The 24,326-nt window shown below is 43.2% G+C and carries 25 protein-coding genes; 23 read left to right on the top strand and 2 right to left on the bottom strand.

The window, feature by feature from the left end; all coding sequences use genetic code 11:
• Positions 1-27: 27 nt before the first annotated feature.
• Positions 28-1,233, bottom strand: a complete 1,206-nt coding sequence (sstT, locus tag TZ91_RS07445) for a serine/threonine transporter SstT (RefSeq protein ID WP_033686485.1) — start codon at positions 1,231-1,233, stop codon at positions 28-30.
• Positions 1,234-1,384: 151 nt separating this feature from the next.
• On the opposite strand from sstT, the gene TZ91_RS07440 reads away from it, so the two are divergent.
• The 12 genes from TZ91_RS07440 (at position 1,385) to TZ91_RS07385 (ending at position 10,990) form a co-directional block, all read left to right on the top strand.
• Complete coding sequence (locus TZ91_RS07440; RefSeq protein WP_004260843.1) at positions 1,385-1,951, top strand: mechanosensitive ion channel family protein; 567 nt, start codon at positions 1,385-1,387, stop codon at positions 1,949-1,951.
• Positions 1,952-2,002: 51 nt separating this feature from the next.
• On the top strand, positions 2,003-2,911 hold the full coding sequence (locus TZ91_RS07435) for a magnesium transporter CorA family protein (protein ID WP_004260845.1): 909 nt from the start codon (positions 2,003-2,005) through the stop codon (positions 2,909-2,911).
• A gap of 14 nt (positions 2,912-2,925) precedes the next feature.
• Entirely contained in the window at positions 2,926-3,453 is a 528-nt protein-coding gene (locus TZ91_RS07430) for a YqeG family HAD IIIA-type phosphatase (RefSeq protein WP_033686486.1), read from the top strand.
• Between the two features lie 2 nt (positions 3,454-3,455).
• Positions 3,456-4,562, top strand: a complete 1,107-nt coding sequence (gene yqeH / locus TZ91_RS07425; protein ID WP_020901601.1) for a ribosome biogenesis GTPase YqeH — start codon at positions 3,456-3,458, stop codon at positions 4,560-4,562.
• Positions 4,563-4,775: 213 nt separating this feature from the next.
• Positions 4,776-5,087 (top strand): ribosome assembly RNA-binding protein YhbY, encoded by a 312-nt coding sequence (yhbY, locus tag TZ91_RS07420; protein ID WP_000060169.1) that lies wholly within the window; start codon positions 4,776-4,778, stop codon positions 5,085-5,087.
• A gap of 51 nt (positions 5,088-5,138) precedes the next feature.
• Positions 5,139-5,768: a nicotinate-nucleotide adenylyltransferase gene (locus TZ91_RS07415; protein WP_004255416.1), complete on the top strand. Its 630-nt coding sequence runs from the start codon at positions 5,139-5,141 to the stop codon at positions 5,766-5,768.
• Positions 5,768-6,361: a bis(5'-nucleosyl)-tetraphosphatase (symmetrical) YqeK gene (yqeK, locus tag TZ91_RS07410; RefSeq protein ID WP_033686487.1), complete on the top strand. Its 594-nt coding sequence runs from the start codon at positions 5,768-5,770 to the stop codon at positions 6,359-6,361. The genes TZ91_RS07415 and yqeK overlap by 1 nt, the downstream gene beginning before the upstream one ends.
• On the top strand, positions 6,362-6,862 hold the full coding sequence (locus TZ91_RS07405; RefSeq protein ID WP_004255420.1) for a cysteine hydrolase family protein: 501 nt from the start codon (positions 6,362-6,364) through the stop codon (positions 6,860-6,862).
• Positions 6,863-6,874: 12 nt separating this feature from the next.
• Entirely contained in the window at positions 6,875-7,228 is a 354-nt protein-coding gene (gene rsfS / locus TZ91_RS07400; protein WP_004255425.1) for a ribosome silencing factor, read from the top strand.
• A gap of 110 nt (positions 7,229-7,338) precedes the next feature.
• Positions 7,339-8,079, top strand: a complete 741-nt coding sequence (locus tag TZ91_RS07395) for a class I SAM-dependent DNA methyltransferase (RefSeq protein ID WP_004255427.1) — start codon at positions 7,339-7,341, stop codon at positions 8,077-8,079.
• A 9-nt stretch (positions 8,080-8,088) separates the two neighbouring features.
• Positions 8,089-9,186 carry a nucleotidyltransferase gene (locus TZ91_RS07390; protein WP_033686488.1) on the top strand — a complete coding sequence of 366 codons (1,098 nt, stop codon included), beginning with the start codon at positions 8,089-8,091 and terminating at the stop codon, positions 9,184-9,186.
• Positions 9,187-9,376: 190 nt separating this feature from the next.
• Positions 9,377-10,990 (top strand): ribonuclease Y, encoded by a 1,614-nt coding sequence (locus TZ91_RS07385; RefSeq protein ID WP_000404934.1) that lies wholly within the window; start codon positions 9,377-9,379, stop codon positions 10,988-10,990.
• Positions 10,991-11,060: 70 nt separating this feature from the next.
• Here the strand turns inward: TZ91_RS07385 and TZ91_RS07380 are convergent, their stop codons facing one another.
• On the bottom strand, positions 11,061-11,873 hold the full coding sequence (locus TZ91_RS07380) for a DUF4839 domain-containing protein (protein ID WP_033686489.1): 813 nt from the start codon (positions 11,871-11,873) through the stop codon (positions 11,061-11,063).
• A gap of 226 nt (positions 11,874-12,099) precedes the next feature.
• On the opposite strand from TZ91_RS07380, the gene gmk reads away from it, so the two are divergent.
• From gmk to TZ91_RS07325, 11 genes are all read left to right on the top strand, one after another.
• Positions 12,100-12,726, top strand: coding sequence for a guanylate kinase (gmk, locus tag TZ91_RS07375; RefSeq protein WP_000775041.1), 627 nt, complete (start codon positions 12,100-12,102; stop codon positions 12,724-12,726).
• A 24-nt stretch (positions 12,727-12,750) separates the two neighbouring features.
• Entirely contained in the window at positions 12,751-13,065 is a 315-nt protein-coding gene (rpoZ, locus tag TZ91_RS07370; protein WP_000979235.1) for a DNA-directed RNA polymerase subunit omega, read from the top strand.
• A gap of 65 nt (positions 13,066-13,130) precedes the next feature.
• Positions 13,131-15,527 (top strand): primosomal protein N', encoded by a 2,397-nt coding sequence (locus tag TZ91_RS07365; RefSeq protein WP_033686490.1) that lies wholly within the window; start codon positions 13,131-13,133, stop codon positions 15,525-15,527.
• A 12-nt stretch (positions 15,528-15,539) separates the two neighbouring features.
• Positions 15,540-16,475, top strand: coding sequence for a methionyl-tRNA formyltransferase (gene fmt / locus TZ91_RS07360; RefSeq protein ID WP_033686491.1), 936 nt, complete (start codon positions 15,540-15,542; stop codon positions 16,473-16,475).
• Positions 16,468-17,781: a 16S rRNA (cytosine(967)-C(5))-methyltransferase RsmB gene (rsmB, locus tag TZ91_RS07355; RefSeq protein ID WP_033686526.1), complete on the top strand. Its 1,314-nt coding sequence runs from the start codon at positions 16,468-16,470 to the stop codon at positions 17,779-17,781. The genes fmt and rsmB overlap by 8 nt, the downstream gene beginning before the upstream one ends.
• A gap of 14 nt (positions 17,782-17,795) precedes the next feature.
• Complete coding sequence (locus tag TZ91_RS07350) at positions 17,796-18,536, top strand: Stp1/IreP family PP2C-type Ser/Thr phosphatase (protein ID WP_033685450.1); 741 nt, start codon at positions 17,796-17,798, stop codon at positions 18,534-18,536.
• Positions 18,533-20,431: a Stk1 family PASTA domain-containing Ser/Thr kinase gene (pknB, locus tag TZ91_RS07345; protein ID WP_033686492.1), complete on the top strand. Its 1,899-nt coding sequence runs from the start codon at positions 18,533-18,535 to the stop codon at positions 20,429-20,431. The genes TZ91_RS07350 and pknB overlap by 4 nt, the downstream gene beginning before the upstream one ends.
• Positions 20,432-20,525: 94 nt before the next feature.
• Positions 20,526-21,284, top strand: a complete 759-nt coding sequence (locus TZ91_RS07340) for a threonine/serine exporter family protein (RefSeq protein WP_033686493.1) — start codon at positions 20,526-20,528, stop codon at positions 21,282-21,284.
• Position 21,285: 1 nt separating this feature from the next.
• Positions 21,286-21,735, top strand: a complete 450-nt coding sequence (locus TZ91_RS07335) for a threonine/serine exporter family protein (protein WP_033686494.1) — start codon at positions 21,286-21,288, stop codon at positions 21,733-21,735.
• Positions 21,736-21,848: 113 nt separating this feature from the next.
• A complete protein-coding gene (locus tag TZ91_RS07330; RefSeq protein ID WP_033686495.1) occupies positions 21,849-23,021 on the top strand; it encodes a hydroxymethylglutaryl-CoA synthase in 1,173 nt (390 codons plus the stop codon).
• Entirely contained in the window at positions 23,021-24,295 is a 1,275-nt protein-coding gene (locus tag TZ91_RS07325) for a hydroxymethylglutaryl-CoA reductase, degradative (RefSeq protein WP_033686496.1), read from the top strand. The genes TZ91_RS07330 and TZ91_RS07325 overlap by 1 nt, the downstream gene beginning before the upstream one ends.
• The last annotated feature ends 31 nt before the right edge of the window (positions 24,296-24,326 follow it).

The following is a 24,326-nucleotide window of genomic DNA, read 5'->3' as shown; positions in this document are numbered from 1 at the left end:
AGACCTGAGTAGGCTTGCCTTTATGAGTTATTTTTTACGGGCTGCCGCGTATTCGGCAACGGCAGTAAAGAGTACATCTGTTGAAGAGTTGAGGGCTGTTTCGCATGAGTCTTGGATGACCCCAATCACAAATCCAACTCCGACAACTTGCATGGCAATATCGTTAGAAATACCGAACAGGCTACAAGCAACTGGGATAAGAAGGAGGGATCCTCCGGCAATACCAGAAGCACCACAGGCTGAGATAGCTGCTACTACACTGAGGACAAAGGCTGTGGCAAAGTCAACAGGGATTCCCAAAGTATTTACTGCAGCAAGCGTTAGAACATTAATAGTAATCGCTGCCCCTGCCATGTTGATAGTAGAACCAAGTGGGATAGAAACCGAATAGGTATCTGGATCCAGTCCAAGGTCGTGACAAAGTTTCATGTTGACAGGGATGTTAGCCGCAGAACTACGAGTGAAGAAGGCTGTCACACCGCTGACACGCAAACATTTCCAAACGAGGGGATAAGGGTTTCTCTTCATAAAGAGGAAGGCAATTAGTGGATTGACTACCAGAGCTACAAAGAACATGGTTGTCACCAAGAGGGCAAGCAAGATTCCATAGTTAGCTAGGCTTCCGATTCCCTTATCAGAGATGGTTTTGAAGACAAGACCAAGGATACCAAATGGAGCTAGGTTGATAATCCATTCGACAATCTTAGAAGTCACATCAGCCATGGTTTTCAGCAATTCTTTACTATTTTTGCTGGCCTCTCTCATAGCAATCCCGAAAACAACTGCCCAAGATAAGATACCGATGTAGTTAGCAGTAACGAGGGCATTGACTGGATTGTCAACCAGTTTGAGCAAGAGGTTGCTGAGGACCTGGCCAATTCCATCTGGTGGTGCGATTTCTGTATTGGAACTATTTAAGGTAATCTCAACAGGGACAATGAAGCTTGCTAGGACAGCAACAAGTGCCGCTGCAAAGGTTCCTACCAAGTAAAGGAAGATAACCGTTTTCATGTTGCTATCTTGTCCCTTTTGATGTTGGGAAAGGGCATTGGCAACGAGGGCAAAGACCAGAATGGGTGCGATGGCTTTTAGACCGCCAACAAAGAGATCTCCGAGTAGACCAATTCCTGAAATGTTAGGAAGTGTCAGCCCTAGGGTTCCTCCAATAAGCATACCAATCAAAATCCGTTTGATTAGGCTTGCCTTATTCCAAGCATGAATGAATTTTTTCATAATAATCTCCTTTGTTGTGTAATGTTTATGATTATAGTATAAATATGAGCTAAAATCAAGAATTTTCTGTCTATTTTGGCTATTATTTTTGAATATTTATGGAGATTCATCACTTGTAAAAGTATGGTATAATAAATGAAAGGAGTTTTCTATGAAAGAATTTATTCAAACCTACCTCAATAAGCTTGATATAACAACGATTATTGAAAATATCTTAACCAAGTTAATTTCTCTGTTATTCTTATTTTTACTCTTTTATATAGCTAAGAAATTGCTCCATACCATGGTGCAGAGAATTGTCAAACCTTCTCTAAAAATGTCTCGTCATGATGTCGGGCGTCAGAAAACCATCTCACGTCTGTTAGAAAATGTGTTTAATTATACCCTTTATTTCTTTTTGCTTTACTGCATTTTGTCGATTTTAGGTTTGCCAGTTTCTAGTTTGCTGGCAGGGGCTGGGATTGCTGGGGTGGCTATTGGGATGGGAGCCCAAGGCTTTCTATCTGATGTCATCAATGGGTTTTTCATCCTCTTTGAACGTCAACTGGATGTGGGAGATGAGGTCGTTTTGACAAATGGTCCTATTACCGTATCGGGCAAGGTTGTCAGTGTCGGCATTCGAACAACGCAACTCAGAGGAGAAGATCAGGTTCTGCACTTTGTTCCCAATCGGAATATCACCGTCGTCAGCAATTTCTCTCGGACAGACCAGGTCTGAAATTTTAGCAGATTTATGGTACAATAGAAAGAGTTTGGTAAAGGAGAGAAGATGTTTTTAGAAAAACAGTTGGGCAATGGTTGTACCTGGATTAACTTAGATTTGGACAAGTTGAAAAAACTAGAGGACCTTTCTGAAATCTACGGTTTGGACAAGGAAACCATCGAATATGCGCTGGATAGGAATGAGCGTGCCCACATGGATTATCACCGTGAAAATGGGACTGTGACCTTTATCTACAATGTCTTGAACTTGAAAAAGGATAAGGCATACTATGAAGCTTTTCCCATGACCTTTATCGTGGAACATCGTCGCCTGATTACCATTAGTAATACCAAGAACGCCTATGTCATTGAACAGATGACCCGTTATCTGGAGAGTCATGACATGCTTTCGATTTACAAGTTTCTCTTTGCCAGTCTGGAAATTATCAGCAATGCCTACTATCCTGTCATCGAGCAGATGGATAAGAGTAAGGACGAGGTCAATGGGCTCTTGCGCCAGCGGACGACTAAGAAAAATCTCTTTGCCTTGTCCGACTTGGAGACTGGTATGGTTTATCTTACTGCGGCTGCCAAGCAAAATCGCATGTTGCTGGAACATATTCAAGGGCATGCCCTCTATCGCAGTTTTAACGAGATTGAGAGAGAGCAGTTTGATGATGCCATGATTGAGGCTCATCAGCTAGTATCCATGACAGACTTGATTTCTCAAGTTCTTCAACAACTATCAGCATCTTACAACAATATCTTAAATAATAATCTGAATGATAATTTGACAACCTTGACTATCATTTCAGTCTTGCTAGCTGTTTTGGCAGTAGTTACAGGCTTTTTCGGAATGAATGTTCCGCTCCCTTTAACAGATGAGCCCCATGCTTGGCTCTACATTAGTTTGGCCAGTGCTGGTTTGTGGATTGTCCTGTCATTGTTGCTAAGGAAAATTGCTAAAAAAAGTTAAGAAAAGGAGCCTGAATGGCGATTGAAAACTATATGCCAGATTTTGCTGTGGAAGCAGTTTATGATCTGACAGTCCCAAGTCTGCAGGCGCAGGGAATCAAGGCTGTTTTGGTCGATTTGGATAATACCCTCATTGCTTGGAACAACCCTGACGGGACGCCAGAGATGAAGCAATGGTTACATGATCTTCAGGATGCGGGCATTGCTATTATCGTAGTCTCAAATAATACCAAAAAACGAGTTCAACGCGCAGTTGAGAAGTTTGGAATTGATTACGTTTATTGGGCTCTGAAGCCCTTCACATTTGGGATTAATCGTGCCATGAAGGAATTTCACTATGAGAAAAGTGAAGTGGTCATGGTTGGCGACCAGCTCATGACAGATGTTCGAGCAGCCCACCGTGCTGGTATTCGCTCGATTTTAGTCAAACCCTTGGTCCAACATGACTCGATCAAAACGCAGATTAACCGAGCTCGTGAGCGCCGTGTCATGCGAAAAATCACTGAAACGTACGGACCGATTACATATAAAAAAGGAATTTAACTATGGAAGAAATTCTCTGTATTGGTTGTGGAGCAACCATTCAGACGACAGACAAGGCTGGTCTTGGCTTTACTCCCCAGTCGGCACTTGAAAAAGGTTTGGAAACTGGCGAAGTCTATTGCCAACGCTGTTTCCGTCTCCGCCACTATAATGAAATCACGGATGTCCAGTTGACGGACGATGATTTCCTCAAGCTCTTGCACGAGGTGGGAGACAGTGATGCCTTAGTGGTCAATGTCATTGATATCTTTGATTTTAATGGCTCTGTCATTCCAGGCTTGCCACGCTTTGTATCGGGCAATGATGTCCTTTTGGTGGGAAATAAAAAAGATATCCTGCCCAAGTCAGTTAAACCAGGCAAGATTAGCCAGTGGCTCATGGAACGTGCCCACGAAGAAGGTCTTCGTCCAGTCGATGTCGTCCTAACTTCGGCACAAAATAAACATGCTATTAAGGAAGTCATTGACAAAATCGAACACTACCGTAAGGGCCGTGATGTCTATGTTGTTGGCGTGACAAACGTTGGAAAATCAACCCTCATCAATGCCATCATTCAAGAAATCACGGGTGATCAGAATGTCATCACGACTTCGCGCTTCCCAGGGACAACCTTGGACAAAATTGAGATTCCGCTTGACGACGGTTCTTATATCTACGATACGCCGGGAATTATCCACCGCCACCAGATGGCTCACTACTTGACGGCTAAAAACCTCAAGTATGTCAGCCCTAAAAAGGAAATTAAACCCAAAACCTATCAGCTCAATCCTGAACAAACACTGTTTCTAGGCGGTCTCGGACGCTTTGACTTCATTGCGGGTGAAAAGCAAGGATTCACAGCCTTCTTTGATAATGAACTCAAACTCCACCGAACCAAGCTTGAAGGAGCTAGTGCTTTCTATGACAAGCATGTAGGAACCCTTCTGACACCACCAAATAGCAAGGAAAAAGAAGATTTTCCAAAACTAGTCCAACATGTATTTACCATCAAGGACAAGACAGACCTAGTTATCTCAGGCCTAGGCTGGATTCGCGTAACAGGCACAGCAAAAGTCGCCGTCTGGGCACCAGAAGGCGTCGCAGTCGTCACACGAAAAGCAATTATTTAAAATGAAATCACTGAGCGAACAAAGTGAGCTCATAAAAAGATAGTTATTGCCGTGGTGTGATTGCCAATCGTTAGATTGGTAAGGGGCATAATTGAGACCTAGGCTCAATTGTGAGGTCAGGAAATCCATTTTTCAAAGATGAGATCTTTGAAAAATTAGTTCCGACCGTCCCTCACCACCTAAAATAACTATCAAAAAAACAAGGAAGAAATTATGTCATTAACATCAAAACAACGTGCCTTCCTCAACAGTCAGGCACACACCCTCAAACCCATCATCCAAATCGGTAAAAATGGACTTAACGACCAAATCAAAACCAGCGTTCGTCAGGCACTTGACGCCCGTGAATTGATCAAGGTTACTCTTTTGCAAAACACCGATGAAAATATCCACGAAGTAGCTGAAATCTTGGAAGAAGAAATTGGTGTGGATACAGTCCAAAAAATCGGACGAATCTTGATTTTGTTTAAACAATCCAGCAAGAAAGAAAATCGCAAGATTTCTAAGAAAGTCAAAGAAATCTAAAAACTATACTCCAAATAACTGTTTTTACAGAGAAATAAAGGAGACTAGCCTATGGCAATCGAACTATTGACTCCCTTTACCAAGGTAGAGTTGGAGCCAGAAATCAAGGAGAAAAAACGCAAACAAGTCGGGATTTTAGGGGGGAATTTTAACCCTGTTCACAATGCGCATCTGATTGTTGCTGACCAAGTACGGCAACAGTTAGGACTGGATCAAGTTTTGCTCATGCCTGAGTACCAACCTCCTCACGTAGATAAAAAGGAAACCATCCCTGAACACCATCGTCTCAAGATGCTTGAATTGGCGATTGAGGGGATTGAAGGGCTAGCCATTGAAACAATCGAGCTAGAGCGCAAGGGCATTTCCTACACCTACGACACCATGAAGATTTTGACAGAGCAGTATCCAGATACGGATTATTACTTTATCATCGGGGCCGACATGGTGGACTATTTGCCTAAGTGGTACCGAATTGATGAGCTGGTCGACATGGTTCAGTTTGTAGGGGTTCAGCGCCCACGCTACAAGGCTGGAACTTCCTATCCAGTTATCTGGGTGGATGTGCCTCTCATGGATATCTCATCCAGCATGGTGCGGGACTTCCTTGCCCAAGGTCGGAAACCCAACTTTCTCCTGCCTCAGCCGGTGCTAGACTACATCGAGAAGGAGGGGCTCTACTGATGGCCTATCAAGACTATATCAACTGCTCTCGCGAGGCTTTGTTGGAAAAAATGACAGAGCTTTTACCTGAAAAACGCTTAACCCATTGCTTGGGTGTGGAGCGTGCAGCCATAGAACTGGCTCAGCGATTTGGGGTCGATTCTGAGAAAGCAGGTCTTGCAGGTCTTCTGCATGACTATGCTAAGAAGCTGTCAGATCAGGAGTTTTTAGACTTGATTGACCGTTATCAGTTAGACCCTGACCTCAAAAACTGGGGCAATAATGTCTGGCATGGTATGGTTGGCATCTACAAGATTCAGGAAGATTTGGATTTGCATGATTCAGAAATCTTGCGAGCCATTGAAATCCATACAGTCGGTGCTGGTCAGATGACAGACCTAGATAAAGTCATCTACGTCGCAGACTATATCGAGCACAATCGTGCCTTTCCAGGAGTAGATGTGGCACGTGAGATTGCAAGTTTATCGCTTAATAAGGCGGTGGCCTACGAAACAGCTCGTACCGTGGAGCATCTAGCTCATCAGGGATTCTCTATCTATCCCCAAACCCTTGAAACCTATAACGCCTTTGTGCACTATTTGAAAGAGGACTAAATGAAGACGGCTTTTATAATCATTGATGTTCAGAATATTTTAGTGGAAACTGGTTTTCAGACAAATAGTCTATTGGAAAAAATTTCTTATTTACAAAACCAGGCTAGAAGCAAGAATATTGAAATTGTCTATGTTCAACATATTGAGAACGCTGAAGCTCAAACATCAGAAGATTGGCAGTTATCTGAGCTTTTAAGTCGAAAACCTAATGAAAAGGTCTTTCAGAAGAAGTATAACAGTATTTTCAAAGAAACTGGTTTAAAAGAATACTTGGATAAACAGGGGATTGAAAAATTAGTTTTATGTGGTATGCAGACAGAATATTGTGTGGATACCTCTGTCAAGGTTGCCTTTGAATATGGCTATCAGCTTATTATTCCAGAAGGAACTTGCACAACGTTTGATGGGAAAGACATTCCAGCAGAAACGATAAATGAATTTTATGAGGGCATTTGGGAGGGGCGCTTTGCAGATGTCCTAGATTACAAGCATATTTTCTAGAAAGAGGACTAAATGAACGAAAAAGAATTACTAGAACTAGTCGTGAAAGCGGCTGATGAGAAACGTGCGGAGGATATCCTCGCACTTGATGTCCAAGATTTGACTAGCGTGACTGACTACTTTGTTATTACTAGTTCAATGAATAGCCGTCAGTTGGACGCTATCGCTGATAATATCCGTGAAAAAGTAGCCGATGCAGGCTTTAAAGGCAGTCATGTCGAAGGAGATGCAGCTGGAGGTTGGGTCCTACTAGACCTCGGCTCTGTTGTCGTGCATGTCTTTTCAGAAGAAATGCGTGCCCACTATAACTTAGAAAAGCTATGGCATGAGGCGGAGTCAGTAGATATTTCAGAAGCTCTTGCTTAGAAGACGAACTCAGTTGTAGCCAACTGGGTTTCTTTGCTTATTTTAGAAAAAATGGATAGAAAGGTATAGGGCGAGTGGTGTTTGCCATGGAGGCTCTTGGTATCATGATTATGGCAACTTATGAAACCTTTGCGGCGGTCTATGATGCGGTCATGGACGATAGTTTATATGATAAATGGACGGATTTTTCTCTGGGTCATTTGCCTAAGACAAAGGAGAGAAAAAAACTCTTGGAATTGGCTTGTGGGACAGGCATCCAGTCTGTACGCTTTTCTCAAGCTGGTTTTGATGTGACTGGACTTGACTTGAGCGCAGATATGCTGAAGATTGCGGAGAAGAGAGCGGCTTCAGCCAAACAAAAGATTGATTTTATTGAAGGCAATATGTTGGATTTGTCCAAGGTAGGTCAATACGACTTTGTCACTTGTTATTCGGACTCTATCTGCTACATGCAGGATGAGGTGGAAGTAGGGGATGTTTTTAAGGAAGTGTATAATGCCCTTAATGAAGATGGAGTTTTCATCTTTGATGTGCATTCGACCTACCAGACAGACGAAGTTTTTCCAGGCTATTCTTATCATGAAAATGCAGAAGATTTCGCCATGCTATGGGATACCTATGAGGATGCGGCGCCTCACTCTATCGTTCATGAGTTGACTTTCTTTGTCAAGGAAGCGGATGGTTCCTTTAGTCGCCACGATGAAGTGCATGAGGAGCGAACCTATGAGGTCTTGACCTATGATATTTTGCTGGAACAGGCCGGATTCAAATCCTTCAAACTCTTTGCGGACTTTGAAGACAAAGAGCCAACAGAAACCAGCACCCGTTGGTTTTTTGTGGCGCAGAAGTAGGAGATTATCATGACCATCACGGGTATTATCGCGGAGTTCAATCCTTTTCATAATGGCCACAAATACCTGCTTGAGCAGACGAAGGGGTTGAAAATTGTGGCCATGTCTGGGAATTTCATGCAGAGAGGCGAGCCTGCTATCGTGGACAAGTGGACACGAGCCCAGATGGCGCTTGAAAATGGTGCTGATCTGGTAGTGGAACTGCCCTTTTTAGTCAGTGTTCAGGCGGCGGATTTCTTTGGCCAAGGGGCTGTGGATATCTTGGCTCGGTTGGGTATTGATAGCCTCGCTTTTGGAACAGAAGAAGTTCTGGATTATCAAAAAATCGCTGACTTATACGCAGAGCAAGGTAGAGAGATGGAGAATTTTGTGGAAAATCTGCCTGATTCTCTCTCCTATCCCCAGAAAACCCAAGCCATGTGGAAGGAATTTGCTGGTCTTGATTTTTCAGGCCATACACCCAATCATGTTCTTGCTTTGGCCTATGCCAAGGCGGTTGCGGGACGAAATATCAAGCTGTATCCGATTCAGCGTCAGGGGGCTGGTTACCATTCTGTGGACCAGGATGTGGACTTCGCCTCGGCGACAGCCCTCCGTCAGCACCAAAGGGACAAAGATTTCTTAGAACGATTTATGCCTTCTGTTGCCCTATTTGAGCAGACCAGTAAAGTGAGCTGGGAAGACTATTTTCCTTTGCTCCGCTATCAAATCTTGTCAAATCCCGACATAACCACCATCTATCAGGTCAATCAAGAAATGGCTGTGCGCATTAAAGAGACCATCAAGACAGTCCAGTCTGTGGAAGACTTGGTTGAGGCGGTTGCGACCAAACGTTACACCAAGGCGCGTGTCAGACGCCTTTTGACCTATATCTTGGTGCAGGCTAGAGAAAGTGACTTGCCAGAAGGCATCCATGTTCTTGGCTTTACTGAAAAAGGCAGGCAACATCTCAAGTCTTTGAAAGGGCAGGTCGATCTAGTCAGCCGAATTGGCAAAGAACCTTGGGATGCTATGACCCAAAAGGCAGACCAGATTTACCAACTGGGAAATCCAAGTATAGCAGAGCAGAATTTTGGAAGAGTACCGATTAGAATAGAAATAAACTAAGTCTACTGAAAAGTAGGCTTTTTCTCAAGTCTCTACTAAACTACTATTTCTAAATAACAATTTTATTTTTGTGAATGTGTTCCAATTTCCCCAAAACATATTCTATTTTAGGTTTGTGAAAATCACTTTTTTATGGTAGAATGTAAAAGAATGTATGTCATTCGGAATAACAATAAAATGAGGTAAAAACATGGAAATCATGTCGCTTGCGATTGCTGTTTTTGCCGTCATCATTGGTTTAGTCATTGGATATGTCAGCATCTCAGCCAAGATGAAATCATCTCAGGAAGCTGCAGAGTTGATGCTTTTAAATGCTGAACAAGAAGCAACTAATTTACGTGGACAAGCTGAACGTGAAGCGGATTTACTTGTTAATGAAGCTAAACGTGAAAGCAAGTCTCTTAAAAAAGAAGCACTATTGGAGGCCAAAGAAGAAGCCAGAAAATACCGTGAAGAAGTGGACGCTGAATTCAAATCAGAACGTCAAGAACTCAAACAAATCGAAAGTCGTTTGACAGAGAGAGCTACTAGCCTTGACCGTAAGGACGACAATTTGACGAGTAAAGAACAAACACTTGAACAAAAAGAACAAAGTATTTCTGATAGAGCGAAAAACCTTGATGCGCGTGAAGAGCAATTAGAGGAAGTCGAAAGACAAAAAGAAGCAGAGCTAGAGCGTATTGGTGCCCTGTCTCAGGCAGAAGCACGAGATATTATCTTGGCTCAGACAGAGGAAAACTTGACCAAGGAGATTGCTAGCCGCATTCGTGAAGCTGAGCAAGAGGTCAAGGAACGTTCTGACAAAATGGCCAAGGACATCTTGGTTCAAGCCATGCAACGTATCGCTGGTGAATATGTGGCGGAGTCAACAAACTCAACGGTTCACCTGCCAGACGATACTATGAAGGGACGCATTATTGGTCGTGAAGGTCGTAACATTCGTACCTTTGAAAGTTTGACAGGGGTCGATGTGATTATCGACGATACACCAGAAGTGGTGACCTTATCAGGTTTTGACCCGATTCGTCGTGAAATTGCCCGTATGACTATGGAAATGTTGCTCAAGGATGGTCGTATCCACCCAGCTCGTATCGAAGAGTTGGTTGAGAAAAACCGTCAAGAGATTGACAATAAGATTCGTGAATACGGTGAGGCTGCTGCCTATGAAATTGGGGCACCAAACCTTCATCCAGACTTGATGAAAATCATGGGTCGCTTGCAGTTCCGTACTTCATATGGACAAAATGTCTTACGTCATTCGATTGAGGTTGCTAAGTTAGCTGGTATCATGGCGAGCGAACTTGGTGAAAATGCGGCTCTTGCTCGTCGTGCAGGGTTCCTTCACGATATCGGAAAAGCCATTGACCGTGAGGTTGAAGGTAGCCACGTTGAAATCGGTATGGAATTGGCTCGTAAGTACAAGGAACATCCAGTTGTGGTGAATACAATTGCTAGCCACCACGGTGATGTCGAAGCCGAAAGCGTCATTGCAGTGATTGTTGCTGCAGCAGACGCCTTGAGCGCTGCCCGTCCGGGTGCTCGTAGTGAGTCTCTTGAAAGCTACATCAAACGTCTTCATGATTTGGAAGAAATTGCGAACGGCTTTGAAGGAGTACAGAATAGCTTTGCCCTTCAAGCAGGACGTGAAATCCGCATCATGGTCAATCCAGGACAAATCAAAGACGACAAAGTCACAATCTTGGCTCACAAAGTTCGTGAGAAAATTGAAAACAATCTCGATTACCCTGGAAATATCAAGGTAACCGTGATTCGTGAGCTTCGTGCAGTAGATTATGCTAAATAATAAAAAACTGAAGTCAGAAGAGAATCTGACTTCAGTTTTTTGAATAAATTATTTGCAACTATTTGTTATATTATCGGGGCGAAATCTCAATTGGTGATAAGTAGATTAAATCTTGAGTAGAGTTATAGTTACCGATTTCTGCTTTAATATGTATATTTTGTCCGGTTTTAATATTGTCCCCATTAAATGAATTGAATATAGGATTTGAGATGATAGTGATTTGAGGGATTTTGAAATTAGGGCCTGATACCTCATCAGGATGATAATTTCCAGAATGAATAAGAATATCATATTTTGATTTTGACTTAGCAAGGTTTGCTATGTTCCCATCAAATTCAATTATCTGACCTTTGTGTTTTTGAATAAAATCTGTTATGACACTTTGATCTTCAGTTTGGAGTAGAGATTTAAAGTCTTCATTGTTTTCTACTGTGATAATAGTTGCTTGTGATGGACTTGTTGACGAGGTTTCGGTCGAGCTTGATGTGGTGTTAGTTGAACTAGAGGAAGCAGGCGTCGAACTTGATGATGTAGAGGATGATTCACTAGTTTTCTCGACAGATTTTTCAATAACGCTACTAGTTTCTGTAGATGAAGGGGGAGAAACAGTAGTTGACTTATCTGAGTATACTCCAATTATAACTGATATAAGAATAATAAATATTACAGCAACACCAATTAAATATGGAATTAATTTTTTTACCTTCAATTCCAGTGGGCTTAATGGTATGATTTCAACCTCAGCTTCTTTTTCAAAAAAACCAAAAATTCCGGCATTTCCATGATCAATGATATTAATTTTGACTTCACTTTTTTTGAGATTGAGTTCGTACAAACCATTTTCAATAGCTTCATCAACATTTTTTCCTTTATAATTTCCCATAAACTTCTCCTTTTTGTATTAGTAGTTTTATTATCTCTTAAATAGAATAAAATTTCAAGACTTTTTAGTAGATGGAACATTGTAGACTAACAGATTATGCCAAATAAATAAGAAAGAGCAGTTGAAAAATTACTGCTTTTTTGTTACACTAGATAGAAAGACTGTAAAGAATAATCTGGCTTTTTGCCGTTATTCTAGAGACGCAGACTGACTAAAAGGAGACACAATGGCAGACCGAGGCTTACTAATCGTATTTTCTGGTCCTTCAGGGGTTGGAAAAGGAACGGTTAGAAGAGAGATTTTTGAGAGTTCTGAAAACCAATTTCAATACTCTGTATCGATGACGACACGCGCACAACGTCCTGGAGAAGTGGACGGTGTTGATTATTTCTTCCGTACTCGTGAAGAGTTTGAAGAGCTGATTCGTCAAGGGCAGATGTTGGAATACGCAGAATATGTCGGCAACTACTATGGAACTCCTCTGACCTATGTCAATGAAACCTTGGACAAGGGAATCGATGTTTTCCTTGAAATTGAGGTTCAGGGCGCTCTTCAGGTCAAGAAAAAGGTTCCAGATGCTGTCTTTATCTTCCTGACACCACCAGATTTGGATGAATTGCAAGATCGTTTGGTAGGACGTGGAACAGACAGTGCAGAAGTGATTGCCCAACGAATCGAAAAAGCCAAGGAAGAAATTGCCCTCATGCGTGAGTATGATTATGCGATTGTCAACGATCAGGTGCCCCTAGCTGCTGAGCGTGTCAAACGTGTTATTGAAGCAGAGCACTTCCGTGTGGATCGTGTCATTGGTCACTATCAGGAGATGTTACCGAAATCTCCAACTACCCGATAAAATTTAGAAAATAGGTACAAGCAAATGATGTTAAAACCCTCTATTGATACCTTGCTCGACAAGGTTCCATCAAAATATTCACTCGTAATCTTGGAAGCAAAACGTGCCCACGAATTGGAAGCAGGTGCGCCAGCAACTCAAGGTTTCAAATCTGAAAAATCAACTCTTCGCGCTTTAGAAGAAATCGAATCAGGAAACGTTACAATTCACCCAGATCCAGAGGGAAAACGTGAAGCAGTGCGTCGCCGTATCGAAGAAGAAAAACGCCGCAAAGAAGAAGAAGAAAAGAAAATCAAAGAGCAAATCGCTAAAGAAAAAGAAGATGGTGAAAAAATTTAAGGTTGGGGGGACTCAATCTTATTTTTTCTATTGCAAGAATATACTGACAAGGAGGAGGTGAGAAGATGGCGATAGCTAAGATTATCGTAGATGTGCCCTTGATGCAGACGGACCAGCCCTATAGTTACAGGATTCCTGAGGAATTTGAGGGAATGCTGGAAGTTGGGATGCGGGTTCATGTGCCTTTTGGTAAGGGCAATCGCCTGATTCAAGGGATTGTTCTTGGTTTGGAGTCTCAATCAGACGAAGGAGAGGCTAATCAAGATTTAAAAGATATTGCTGAGGTGCTGGATTTTTCTCCTGTTCTCACGAAAGAACAACTCTGGCTGGCTGAGGAGTTACGCAAATCTGTTTTCTCCTACAAGATCTCCATCCTCAAGGCTATGTTACCAGGGTTTCTGAACTCCAGCTATGACAAGATTCTCTATCCTCTGGCTGGTCTGAATCAGGAAGACCGAGAGCGCTTGTTTGGTTCAGAAGATTCGCTAGCCTTTTCTTCGCTAGACCTTGCCAAACAAGCCGAAATGATGCGTTTGACTAGAAAAGGCCTGCTTGGTCTGGAATATCAGGCAATTGATCAAAAGAAGGTCAAGACCCAGTCTTGGTATGAGATAGATCTTGTTCAGTTAGAAGGTGTCGAGATTTCTGCACGTGCCAAGAAAAAGTTGGAATTGAGAGATTATTTGCTGTCTCATCCAGAGAATGCTTCCTTGACTAGTTTGTTAGAGTCCTACTCACGGGAGCAAGTTAACTTCTTTGTGGAACAAGGTGCTGTTACTATAGTCCAAAAGGAAGTGCAACGCTCGGCTGCTTATTTTGAAGGCATTGAAGCAAGTCAGCCTTTGGAGTTGAATCCAGAGCAAAGGCAGGCGCGTGATGCGGTTGTCAGTGCGATTGGCAGTCATCAGCCTCCCTTCCTCCTTCAAGGGATTACAGGAAGTGGGAAGACCGAGGTTTATTTGCAGATTATCCAAGGGGCCTTGGACAAAGGCAAGACAGCTATTTTGCTGGTGCCTGAGATTTCCTTGACTCCTCAGATGACAGAGCGTTTTATCGCTCGTTTTGGGGACAAGGTGGCCATCCTTCACTCAGGCTTATCCAATGGTGAAAAGTATGATGAATGGCGCAAGGTCGAGCGTGGAGACGCTCAAGTTGTTGTTGGCGCCAGATCGGCCATCTTTGCTCCGCTGAAAAATCTAGGTGTTATCATTATCGATGAGGAGCATGAAGCGACTTATAAGCAGGACAGCAATCCCCGTTACCATGCCAGAGAAGTGGCCATTTTACGGGCCCAGTATAATCAAGCGGCTCTGGTGCTTGGGTCTGCAACGCCGAGCTTAGAGAGCCGGGCGCGTGCTGGCAAAGGCGTCTATCAACACTTACGTCTAACCCAACGTGCCAATCCTTTGGCTACAATCCCTGAGGTTCAAGTGATTGACTTTCGAGACTATATCGGACAAAATGAGACGTCAAACTTTACGCCACCTTTGCTAGAAGCGATTCAGGATCGTCTGGCTAAAAAAGAGCAGGTGGTTCTTATGCTCAATCGTCGTGGTTATTCTAGCTTTGTCATGTGTCGGGAATGTGGGACGGTAGATACTTGTCCCAACTGTGATATTTCCCTGACCTTGCACATGGATACCAAGAACATGAACTGCCATTATTGTGGTTTTTCGAAAGACATTCCTCAGATCTGTCCTAACTGTAAGAGTCGCAGTATTCGTTATTATGGGACAGGAACTCAGAAGGCTTATGACGAGCTGGCAGAACTCTTTCCCAAGGCCCGCATTTTGCGGATGGATGTGGATACGACTCGTAAGAAAGGTAGCCACCAAGCTCTGCTTGACCAGTTTGGGCGAGGAGAAGCAGATATTTTACTAGGTACTCAGATGATTGCCAAGGGATTGGATTTTCCCAATGTGACTTTGGTCGGAGTGCTCAATGCGGATACGGCTTTGAATTTGCCTGACTTCCGTTCTTCTGAGAGAACCTTCCAACTTTTGACTCAGGTTGCAGGCCGGGCAGGTCGTGCTGAAAAAGCTGGGCAGGTCTTGATCCAGTCTTACAATCCGCAGCACTATGCTATTCGATTTGCCAAGGATCAGGATTACGAAGGTTTTTATGCCTATGAAATGGGAATCAGACGACAACTTGGCTATCCGCCTTACTATTTCACGATTGGCATTACCCTTTCTCACAAGAAAGAAGAAGAGGTAGTCAAACGTGCCTATGAAGTCATGAACATTTTGCGATCAGGATTATCAGAGACCAGTAACATTCTTGGGCCGACGCCAAAACCGATTGCTCGTACTCACAACCTTTATCATTACCAGATTTTAATTAAATACCGTTTAGAAGATGAGCTTGGTCCGACTCTCAACCAGGTCTTGGCACTGACTCAAGAACGGGAAAATAGTGAGCTCCGTCTCAGCATTGACCATGAGCCACAGCAATTTTTATAAGAAGGAGAAGATATGACAAAATTAATCTTTATGGGGACACCCGACTTTTCAGCAACAGTCTTAAGAGGACTTTTGACAGATGACCGTTACGAAATTCTAGCCGTTGTGACCCAGCCAGACCGCGCTGTCGGCCGTAAAAAAGTGATCCAAGAGACACCAGTCAAGCAAGCTGCCAAAGAAGCAGGACTTCCTATCTACCAACCTGAAAAATTATCAGGAAGTCCAGAGATGGAAGCTATTATGAAACTTGGAGCAGATGGAATTGTGACTGCTGCTTTTGGGCAGTTTCTCCCAAGTAAACTCCTTGATAGCATGGATTTTGCGGTCAATGTTCACGCCTCCCTTCTTCCAAAACACCGTGGTGGAGCGCCTATCCATTATGCCTTGATTCAAGGTGATGAGGAAGCTGGTGTGACCATTATGGAAATGGTCAAGGAAATGGATGCAGGAGATATGATTTCTCGTCGCAGCATCCCTATAACAGATGAGGACAATGTTGGTACCTTATTTGAGAAATTGGCGCTAGTTGGTCGTGATTTGCTCCTGGATACCCTGCCTGCCTATATTGCTGGTGATATTAAACCTGAACCGCAGGATCCAAGTCAGGTTACTTTCTCTCCAAATATCAAGCCAGAAGAAGAAAAACTGGATTGGACTAAAAGCAATCGCCAACTCTTTAACCAAATCCGTGGAATGAACCCCTGGCCTGTTGCCCACACTTTCCTTAAAGGCGACCGCTTTAAAATTTATGAAGCCTTGTCAGTAGAAGGTCAGGGAAATCCAGGTGAAATCCTCTCTATTGGCAAGAAAGAATTAATTGTCGCAACGGCAGTAGGAGCTCTGTCTCTCAAACAAGTGCAGCCAGCAGGCAAACCTAAGATGGACATTGCTTCCTTCCTCAACGGTGTTGGACGGACATTGACAGTAGGAGAACGATTTGGTGACTAAAGTAGAAACAGCTAGAAGTCTAGCCCTAGCAGTATTAGAGGATGTCTTTATCAACCAAGCATACTCAAACATCGCCTTAAATAAGCATCTCAAGGGAAGCCAACTTTCAGCAGCAGACAAGGGTTTGGCGACCGAGCTGGTCTATGGAACGGTAGCCCGTAAACTGACTCTGGAATGGTACCTATCCCACTTTATCGAAGACAGAGATCAGTTAGACAGCTGGCTCTACGTCCTTCTCCTCATGAGTGCCTACCAACTCCGCTATTTGGACAAGATTCCAGACCATGCTGTGGTCAATGAAGCAGTAGAATTGGCCAAAGTCCGTAAAAAAGGCAGTGAAAAATTGGTCAACGCCGTCCTTCGTCGTATTCTACGTGAAGGCTGGCCAGATATCACCAGCATCAAACGAAAAAACAAGCGTGATTCCATTGCCTATTCTCTCCCAGTTTGGCTAGTTGCCAAGCTCAAGGAAGAATACGGAGAGGAGCGAGCGCAAGCTATTTTTGAAAGTCTTTTGGTGCGCAACAAGGCCAGTATTCGTGTGACTGATTTAAACCGAAAAGAGGAAATCCAAACCTTGTTGGAGGCCAGTGCTTCACCTTTGTCTGTTTCTGGTCTGGTTAAGGAGCAAGGCCACTTTGCGGGACATGACCTATTTTCAGAGGGGGCTATTACTATCCAAGACGAGTCTAGTCAGCTGGTTGCTCCGACGCTTGATTTAAAAGGGCATGAGCAGGTTCTAGATGCCTGTGCTGCTCCGGGTGGGAAAACAGCCCATATAGCCTCTTATCTCACGACAGGTCAGGTTACTGCTCTGGACTTGTACGACCATAAGTTGGACTTAATTCAAGAAAACGCCCAACGTCTAGGGGTTGCAGATCGGATTCAAAGGCAAAAATTGGATGCCAGAAAGGTACATGAGTTTTTTGGTCAGGATTCTTTTGATAAGATTTTGGTGGATGCTCCCTGTTCAGGAATCGGTCTTCTGCGCCGAAAACCAGACATCAAATACAATAAAGAAACGGCAGATTTCGCGTCCTTGCAGGAAATTCAGCTAGAAATATTAGGTAGTGTTTGTCAAACACTACGCAAAGGTGGTATAATAACTTATAGTACCTGTACTATTGTCTCAGAGGAGAACTTTCAAGTCGTACAGGCATTTTTAGAAAGTCATCCTGAATTTGAGCAGGTAACACTAGAACATGAATGTAAGGATATCATGAAAGATGGCTGTATCCTCATTACACCTGAATTGTATGGAAGTGATGGATTCTTCATCAGTCAATTTCGCAAGATATCGGATTAGGAAGGAACTAACACATGGAAATTTCATTATTAACAGATGTTGGTCAGAAACGAACAAATAACCAAGACTATGTCAACCACTATGTCAATAGAGCTGGACGTACCATGATTATCCTAGCTGATGGTATGGGAGGTCATCGTGCAGGGAATATCGCTAGTGAAATGGCGGTAACAGACCTAGGTGTAGCTTGGGTAGATACTCAAATCGATACAGTTAATGAAGTGCGTGAATGGTTTGCTAACAACCTTGAGATTGAAAATCAAAGGATTAACCAATTGGGACAAAATGAAGCCTATAAAGGAATGGGAACAACCCTTGAGGCTGTAGCCATTATTGATAATCAGGCTATTTATGCTCACATCGGAGATTCTCGTATTGGTTTGATTCGTGGAGAAGAATACCACCAGTTAACGAGCGACCATTCTTTAGTCAATGAATTGCTCAAGGCTGGTCAATTGACACCTGAAGAAGCTGCTAGCCATCCACAGAAAAATATTATTACTCAATCTATTGGTCAAAAAGATGAAATTCAGCCTGATTTTGGAATGATTACCCTTGAGCCGGGAGACTATCTCTTACTCAATAGTGATGGCTTGACAAATATGATTTCAGGCAGTGAGATTTCTGATATTGTAACCAGCGATATTTCTTTGGCAGATAAGGCAGCAACCTTGATTCGTTTTGCCAACAATGCAGGTGGTTTAGACAATATCACAGTTGCCCTTATTGCTGTTAATGAGGAGGCAACAGAATGATCCAAATCGGCAAGATTTTTGCCGGGCGGTATCGGATTATCAAACAAATTGGTCGAGGAGGCATGGCAGATGTCTATTTGGCCAAGGATTTGATTTTGGACGGTGAAGAAGTGGCAGTGAAGGTCCTGAGGACCAACTACCAAACAGATCCTATTGCAGTGGCTCGTTTTCAGCGGGAAGCGAGAGCCATGGCAGATCTGGACCATCCTCATATCGTTCGGATTACAGATATCGGTGAAGAAGAGGGACAACAGTATCTCGCAATGGAATATGTTGCTGGATTAGACCTCAAACGCTATATCAAGGAACATCACCCTCTTTCAAATGAAGAAGCGATTCGAATCATGGGACAAATCCTCTTGGCTATGCGCTTAGCCCATACTCGAGGAATTGTTCATAGGGATTTGAAACCGCAAAATATCCTTTTGACCCCAGATGGGACTGCCAAGGTTACAGACTTTGGGATTGCAGTAGCCTTTGCAGAGACCAGTCTGACTCAGACCAACTCAATGCTGGGTTCGGTTCATTATTTGTCTCCAGAGCAGGCGCGTGGTTCTAAAGCAACTGTACAGAGTGATATCTATGCCATGGGGATTATTTTCTATGAGATGCTGACAGGTCATATTCCTTACGATGGGGATAGTGCAGTGACCATCGCCCTCCAGCATTTCCAGAAACCACTGCCATCGGTTATAGCTGAAAATCCATCTGTGCCTCAGGCTCTAGAAAATGTTGTTATTAAGGCAACTGCCAAGAAATTGACAGATCGCTACAAATCAGTCGCTGAAATGTATGTGGATTTGTCTAGTAGTTTGTCTTATAATCGTCGCAATGAACCAAAGCTAGTCTTTGACGATGCAACTAAGGCAGATACTAAAACTCTTCCTAAAGTTCCACAAAGTACTCTGACTTCTATTCCTAAAGCTCCGGTACAAGAGGGAAGACCTCAACCTAAGCTTCAGCCTCATCAGACAGAAAAAACGGTACCTAGTTCAAAGCCAACCAAACGTCGTCGTATGAAAGCACGTTATCCAATTTTATTTGCGACCTTCTTGTTGGTTGTGGCATCCTTGGTATGGATTTTATATAGAACGCCTGCTACCATTGCTATTCCAAATGTGGCAGGTCAGACGGTTGCAGAGGCTAAAGAGGCTCTAAAAAAAGCCAATTTTGAGGTTGGTGAAGAAAAATCAGAGGCCAGTGATAAGGTTGAAGAAGGTCGGGTTATTCGTACAGACCCTGAAGCTGGTAAAACACGTAAAGAAGGAACAAAAATTAATTTGATTGTGTCTTCTGGTCAGCAGTCTTTCCAACTCGGAAATTATCTCGGAAGAAAGTCCAGTGATGTAGTGGCAGAATTGAAGGGTAAGAAGGTTCCAGAAAATCTGATTAAGATTGAGGAAGAAGAATCCAACGAAATCGAAGCCGGTACAATCATGAAACAAAGTTTACCGGAGGGAACAACCTATGATCTTAGCAAGGCAACTCAAATAGTTTTGACAGTCGCTAAGAAGGTGAATTCTATTTCAATGCCAAGCTATATTGGTTCTAGTCGAGAATTTGCAGTCAATAATCTTACAGAGATATATGACATTAAAAAAGCTAATATCGAAGTTGTAGAAGTGTCTAAAGCTCCTGAAGGAACTGCTGAGGGGACTGTTGTAGAGCAAAGTCCAAAACCGGGTGAAAAGGTAGATTTGAACACCACTCGTGTTAAAATTTCTATTTATAAAGCGAAGCCGACTCGTTCTTCTTCAACTTCTTCATCCTCATCCTCTTCGTCGTCTAGTTCTTCTCGGAAACCTAACGAGCCGGGGAATGCAGAAACCTCCCCAACACAAGGAAACTCGCAAGGTAATTCACAACGAGGAGATACTTCCCCAGATAATCCATAGTGATACTAGAATCTTTGTCATGATTTCATGGCAAAGATTTTTTTTGAGTCCGGATTTGTGATAGAATAGAAGGAGTTGATAAAAGGAGGAACGCATGGAAGAATCAAGAGAATTAAATGCCGTCATCGATGTGATTATGTTAGCTGGAACCATTCTTCTCAAAAGTGGCTCAGAGATTCATCGTGTAGAAGATACCATGATCCGTATTGCGCATTCGCAGGGGATTGTGGATTGCAATGTTCTTGCCATGCCTGCTGCTATCTTTTTCTCCATTGAAAATACCAATATTTCGCGAATGAAACGCGTGACTTCCTCTTCTTATAATATTGAAAAAGTCTGTGATGTGAACCAGATTTCTCGTCAGTTGGTAGGAGGAAATCTTGATTTAGAGACAGCCTTCAAGCAATTGACGGCTTTGCAAGACCAGCCCCTTCCTTATACTAAGTTGCAGGTAACTCTGGCTGCGACCTTTAGTGCTCCTTTCTTTTCAATTATGTTTAGTGGAAATATCTACGACGCACTTGGGGCAGGAGTGGCTACCTTATTTGGTTTTGCCTTTTCCCTCTATGTGGAGAAGTTTATCCGAATTCCCTTTGTAACGGCCTTTGCTGGAGCCTTTGTCTTTGGGATGATTGCCCAGTTTTGGGCTCGCTACACAGGTTTTCCCTCAACAGCAGATTTGATTATAGCTGGTGCGGTCATGCCGTTTGTACCAGGGATTGCCTTGACCAATGCGGTTCGTGATATTATGACCAACCACATAAACTCTGGTATGAGTAAGATGTTTGAATCCCTGCTCATTACCCTTGCTTTAGGGGCGGGAACTTCTGTCGCCTTGGTATTGATGAACTAATATGACACTAACAACCTTTTTATTACAAGCAGTAGCAAGTCTTCTTGCTATTATCACTTTTTTAATTGTACTCAATGTGCAACGCTCTATGCTCTTGCCTGGAGGGATTTTGGGTATGGCTGTCTGGCTAATCTATCTCTTGCTCAAGGAACCGACCAATGTTATTGTGGCTACTTTTATTGCGGCTATTATCGGTTCTTGTGTCAGCCAGATTTTAAGTATTCTTTATAAGACGCCTGCTGTGGTCTTTATCTTGGCCATCTTGGCACCTCTGGTTCCGGGTTATCTCTCCTATCGGACAACTGCCTTTTTTGTGACGGGAGATTACAGTCATGCCATTGCTAGTGCAACCTTGGTTGTTATGTTGGCTTTGGTGATTTCCATTGGAATGGCTAGCGGAACAGTGATTCTTAGACTTTATTCCTACTTACGAAAACAGCATAATGGTTAGAATAATAAGCGACTTGATTTGGTGAATCAAGTCTTTTTTCTCTCTTTTAATGCTATTTGTGATAAAATAGTATAGAACGATTTTTTACAATGAATGATAAAACAGAGGTAAATATGACAATCGGTATTGATAAGATTGGTTTTGCGACCAGTCAATATGTCTTGAAATTACAAGACTTAGCAGAAGCGAGGGGAATTGACCCTGAAAAATTAAGCAAAGGACTCTTACTCAAGGAATTGAGTATTGCGCCCCTAACTGAGGATATCGTGACCTTGGCGGCCAGTGCAAGTGATTCTATTTTAACTGAGCAAGAAAGAGCAGAAATTGATATGGTCATTGTGGCTACCGAGTCAGGAATTGACCAAAGTAAAGCTGCGGCCGTCTTTGTGCATGGTTTGCTGGGCATCCAGCCCTTTGCTCGTAGTTTCGAGATTAAAGAAGCCTGCTATGGAGCGACAGCGGCCCTTCATTATGCCAAATTGCATGTGGAAAATTCTCCAGAGTCCAAGGTCTTGGTCATTGCCAGTGATATTGCCAAATACGGTATTGAAACTCCAGGAGAACCCACTCAGGGTGCTGGAAGTGTGGCCATGTTGATTACACAAAATCCACGCATTATGGCCTTTAATAATGACAATGTGGCTCAGACCCGTGATATCATGGATTTCTGGCGTCCAAATTACTCTACAACGCCTTATGTAAATGGTGTTTATTCTACCCAACAATACTTGGATAGTTTGAAAACGACTTGGCTTGAATACCAAAAACGCTATCAGCTTACTTTGGATGATTTTGCAGCTGTTTGCTTCCACTTGCCTTACCCTAAATTAGCGCTAAAAGGCTTGAAAAAAATTATGGATAAGAACTTGCCTCAAGAGAAAAAAGACCTCTTGCAAAACCATTTTGACCAGTCTATTCTCTACAGTCAAAAGGTGGGGAATATCTACACAGGTTCACTTTTCCTTGGACTTTTGTCTCTCTTGGAAAATACAGATAGCCTGAAGGCTGGGGATAAAATTGCCCTTTATAGTTACGGAAGTGGTGCTGTGGCTGAGTTCTTCAGTGGTGAATTGGTTGAAGGATATGAAGCTTATTTGGATAAAGACCGCTTGAACAAGCTCAACCAACGAACTGCCCTATCTGTTGCAGACTATGAAAAAGTCTTCTATGAGGAAGTAGACTTAGATGAAACAAATTCTGCCCAGTTTGCTGGCTATGAAAATCAAGATTTTGCCTTGGTTGAAATTGTTGACCACCAACGCCGTTATAGCAAGGTTGAAAAATAATGAAGATAAGTTGGAATGGATTTTCTAAAAAATCATACCAAGAGCGCCTCGAGCTGTTAAAAGCTCAGGCGCTCCTTAGTCCTGAGAGACAAGGGAGTTTGGAGCAGGATGAACAGATGAGTGTGACTGTGGCAGACCAGCTGAGTGAGAATGTAGTGGGAACTTTTTCTCTGCCTTATTCGCTGGTCCCAGAGGTTCTCGTTAACGGTCAGGAATACACAGTTCCCTATGTGACAGAAGAGCCCTCAGTGGTTGCTGCGGCCAGCTATGCCAGCAAAATCATCAAGCGTGCAGGAGGTTTTACTACACAAGTCCATAAGCGTCAGATGATTGGGCAGGTAGCTCTTTATCAAGTTGCTGAACCTGAACAAGCTCAAGAGAAGATTACAAACAAAAAGACTGAGCTCTTGGAACTTGCCAATCAAGCCTATCCTTCCATTGTTAAACGCGGGGGCGGGGCGCGTGATCTGCATGTCGAGCAGGTTAAAGGTGAAACAGACTTTCTCGTTGTTTATCTCCATGTCGATACCCAGGAAGCCATGGGAGCCAATATGCTCAACACCATGCTGGAAGCCTTGAAGCCAGTCTTAGAAGAACTCAGTCAGGGACAAAGTCTTATGGGGATTCTGTCCAACTACGCGACCGATTCTTTGGTGACGGCAAGCTGCCGCATCGCCTTTCGCTATTTGAGTCGTCAAAAGGAACAAGGACGAGAAATTGCGGAGAAAATTGCGTTGGCTAGTCAGTTTGCGCAGGCTGATCCTTATCGAGCAGCCACCCATAATAAAGGGATTTTTAACGGCATTGATGCCATTTTGATTGCTACTGGTAATGACTGGCGTGCCATTGAAGCAGGGGCCCATGTCTTTGCCAGTCAAGATGGAAGCTACCAAGGTCTTAGTAGCTGGACGCTGGACCTTGAAAGAGAAGAATTGGTCGGTCAGATGACCTTGCCCATGCCTGTAGCGACCAAGGGTGGTTCTATCGGCCTCAACCCTCGTGTGGCCCTTAGTCATGAATTACTGGGAAATCCTTCTGCCAAAGAATTAGCTCAGATTATTGTTTCTATCGGACTAGCCCAAAACTTTGCGGCCCTCAAAGCTTTGGTCAGCACAGGGATTCAGCAAGGTCACATGAAATTGCAGGCCAAATCCTTGGCACTCCTAGCAGGTGCCAGTGAGGCCGAAGTAGCTCCCCTAGTCGAGCGCCTCATCGCAGATAAAACCTTTAACCTAGAGACAGCCCAGCGCTATCTCGAAAACTTAAGATCATAAAAAAACTCAGACAAATTCAGTCTGAGTTTTC

The organism is Streptococcus mitis (assembly GCF_000960025.1).
In the GTDB taxonomy this organism is placed as follows: Bacteria; Bacillota; Bacilli; order Lactobacillales; family Streptococcaceae; genus Streptococcus; species Streptococcus mitis_DH.
This window is presented reverse-complemented; position numbering and strand designations above follow the sequence as displayed.

Excerpts from the sequence above, each read along its gene's own strand:
- TZ91_RS07395 (WP_004255427.1), top strand. The coding sequence starts at position 7,339 with ATGGCAACTTATGAAACCTTTGCGGCGGTCTATGATGCGGTCATGGAC.
- yhbY (WP_000060169.1), top strand. The coding sequence starts at position 4,776 with ATGTCATTAACATCAAAACAACGTGCCTTCCTCAACAGTCAGGCACAC.
- TZ91_RS07365 (WP_033686490.1), top strand. The coding sequence starts at position 13,131 with ATGGCGATAGCTAAGATTATCGTAGATGTGCCCTTGATGCAGACGGAC.
- TZ91_RS07430 (WP_033686486.1), top strand. The coding sequence starts at position 2,926 with ATGGCGATTGAAAACTATATGCCAGATTTTGCTGTGGAAGCAGTTTAT.
- TZ91_RS07335 (WP_033686494.1), top strand. The coding sequence starts at position 21,286 with ATGACACTAACAACCTTTTTATTACAAGCAGTAGCAAGTCTTCTTGCT.
- pknB (WP_033686492.1), top strand. The coding sequence starts at position 18,533 with ATGATCCAAATCGGCAAGATTTTTGCCGGGCGGTATCGGATTATCAAA.
- TZ91_RS07330 (WP_033686495.1), top strand. The coding sequence starts at position 21,849 with ATGACAATCGGTATTGATAAGATTGGTTTTGCGACCAGTCAATATGTC.
- fmt (WP_033686491.1), top strand. The coding sequence starts at position 15,540 with ATGACAAAATTAATCTTTATGGGGACACCCGACTTTTCAGCAACAGTC.
- TZ91_RS07340 (WP_033686493.1), top strand. The coding sequence starts at position 20,526 with ATGGAAGAATCAAGAGAATTAAATGCCGTCATCGATGTGATTATGTTA.
- TZ91_RS07415 (WP_004255416.1), top strand. The coding sequence starts at position 5,139 with ATGGCAATCGAACTATTGACTCCCTTTACCAAGGTAGAGTTGGAGCCA.
- TZ91_RS07440 (WP_004260843.1), top strand. The coding sequence starts at position 1,385 with ATGAAAGAATTTATTCAAACCTACCTCAATAAGCTTGATATAACAACG.
- rsfS (WP_004255425.1), top strand. The coding sequence starts at position 6,875 with ATGAACGAAAAAGAATTACTAGAACTAGTCGTGAAAGCGGCTGATGAG.
- rpoZ (WP_000979235.1), top strand. The coding sequence starts at position 12,751 with ATGATGTTAAAACCCTCTATTGATACCTTGCTCGACAAGGTTCCATCA.
- gmk (WP_000775041.1), top strand. The coding sequence starts at position 12,100 with ATGGCAGACCGAGGCTTACTAATCGTATTTTCTGGTCCTTCAGGGGTT.
- TZ91_RS07390 (WP_033686488.1), top strand. The coding sequence starts at position 8,089 with ATGACCATCACGGGTATTATCGCGGAGTTCAATCCTTTTCATAATGGC.
- TZ91_RS07385 (WP_000404934.1), top strand. The coding sequence starts at position 9,377 with ATGGAAATCATGTCGCTTGCGATTGCTGTTTTTGCCGTCATCATTGGT.
- yqeK (WP_033686487.1), top strand. The coding sequence starts at position 5,768 with ATGGCCTATCAAGACTATATCAACTGCTCTCGCGAGGCTTTGTTGGAA.
- TZ91_RS07350 (WP_033685450.1), top strand. The coding sequence starts at position 17,796 with ATGGAAATTTCATTATTAACAGATGTTGGTCAGAAACGAACAAATAAC.
- TZ91_RS07435 (WP_004260845.1), top strand. The coding sequence starts at position 2,003 with ATGTTTTTAGAAAAACAGTTGGGCAATGGTTGTACCTGGATTAACTTA.
- yqeH (WP_020901601.1), top strand. The coding sequence starts at position 3,456 with ATGGAAGAAATTCTCTGTATTGGTTGTGGAGCAACCATTCAGACGACA.
- TZ91_RS07325 (WP_033686496.1), top strand. The coding sequence starts at position 23,021 with ATGAAGATAAGTTGGAATGGATTTTCTAAAAAATCATACCAAGAGCGC.
- TZ91_RS07380 (WP_033686489.1), bottom strand. The coding sequence starts at position 11,873 with ATGGGAAATTATAAAGGAAAAAATGTTGATGAAGCTATTGAAAATGGT.
- sstT (WP_033686485.1), bottom strand. The coding sequence starts at position 1,233 with ATGAAAAAATTCATTCATGCTTGGAATAAGGCAAGCCTAATCAAACGG.
- TZ91_RS07405 (WP_004255420.1), top strand. The coding sequence starts at position 6,362 with ATGAAGACGGCTTTTATAATCATTGATGTTCAGAATATTTTAGTGGAA.